The 1,510-nt window shown below is 64.8% G+C and carries 2 protein-coding genes; both read left to right on the top strand.

Features of this window, described 5'->3' with window-relative positions; all coding sequences use genetic code 11:
• Positions 1–139: 139 nt before the first annotated feature.
• On the top strand, positions 140–838 hold the full coding sequence (locus VF617_RS06750; protein ID WP_193685676.1) for a FadR/GntR family transcriptional regulator: 699 nt from the start codon (positions 140–142) through the stop codon (positions 836–838).
• 442 nt (positions 839–1,280) lie between these two features.
• A partial coding sequence (locus tag VF617_RS06745; protein WP_331014109.1) for a hypothetical protein occupies positions 1,281–1,510 on the top strand: 230 nt, incomplete at its 3' end.

Raw genomic sequence — 1,510 nt, 5'->3', positions numbered from 1 at the left:
TAGTGTGGAGTCCCGACTTCACGCGTTCGGACGCATGCCCGTGAGCCGAAATATGGTTGGTCCACTTGCAACATTCTCCCAGCCCAACTAAGATCCACTAGTTTTTTAACACGCCACCATTCCAGGACGAACCCGCACCATGAAGAAGATCCCTGCTCCGAACGAAGCCGGTGCCAACGAGCCGCGACTGTACCGGGTCGTCTCCAGCAAGATCGAGGAATTGATCCGGGCCGAAAACATCCAGCCGGGCGAGCGCCTGCCGTCCGAGCGCGACCTCGCCACCAAGCTGGGCGTCTCGCGCACCTCGCTGCGCGAAGCCCTGATCGCGCTCGAACTGGGCGGCACCGTGGAAGTGCGCGGCGGCTCGGGCGTCTACGTCAGCGAGCAGGCCACGCCGCAGGCCGAGGTGCCGACCGCCGGTCCCGGTCCCTTCGAGGTGCTGGCCGCGCGCCGCCTGATCGAGGTCGAGGTGGCCGCGCTCGCCGCCAAGCACGCCAGCGATTCCGCGATCGACGCCATCCTGGTGGCCGTGCTGGAAATGGAGCAGCATCACGAAGAGCGCAGCGGCAACGAGTCGGCCGACCGCAACTTCCACCTGGCGATCGCCCGCGCGACCGGCAACAGCGCCATGGTCGGCGTCATCGAATACCTGTGGAGCCAGCGCGGCTCGCTCTGGCACAAGCTGAAGGAACACTTCCAGACCGAGGAACTGCGCCAGCAGACCCTGCTCGACCACCGCAACATCTTCTCCGCCATCGCTTCGCACGACGTGGCCGGCGCCCGTACCGCGATGCGCGCCCACCTCGACCGCGTGACGCGGACGTTTTCACGCGGCTGAGCGCGCCGCTGAGCGCGCGGCCGAACACGCCGCCAGCCAGCCTCCGGCCGCCGTTCGCGCGGCCGTATCCGCCGACTCTGTTCGGCGCCTCAATCTCCCTCGCACAATCCGCCAAGAAACATCTTGCGCACTCTTTTTCTGCCGTTGGCAGAACCGCTTTCACCTCCCGTTCAGACCGAAAAAATAACTGGCTCGTCCAGATTGCACAACTGGTCAGACCAAAGTACAATTGGTACACATAAATAAATCGCCAGAGGCATTGCCTCCAGGCGCGCCACAGGTCCGCGGGAGAAAAATCACGGGCAGATGGCGGCTGTAATCGACCGTTTGCAACCTCGGCCAACCGGCCTTCGCTGCAGCGGCAGGGATACGCGAGGTATCCATTCGAGCGATCCGGGGGACACACCCGGACGCGTTGACGATCACACGCAGGAGACACGTAGTGAAACAGCACACCACCGGCCCACGCATGGCCGAACCCCGCTTCATCCTGTCCGCCGTCGCCCTGGCGGTACTCACCCTGACGAACGCCGCCGCCCAGGAAGCCCCGATGCAGCGCGTCGAAGTGACGGGCTCCTCGATCAAGCGCCTCGCCACCGAGAACGCCCTCCCGCTCACCACGATCAAGGCCGAAGAGCTGACCAACCGCGGCCTGACGACCATGTCGGAAGT

Source organism: Sphingomonas sp. (assembly GCF_036388215.1).
GTDB lineage: Bacteria > Pseudomonadota > Alphaproteobacteria > Sphingomonadales > Sphingomonadaceae > Sphingomonas.
This window is presented reverse-complemented; position numbering and strand designations above follow the sequence as displayed.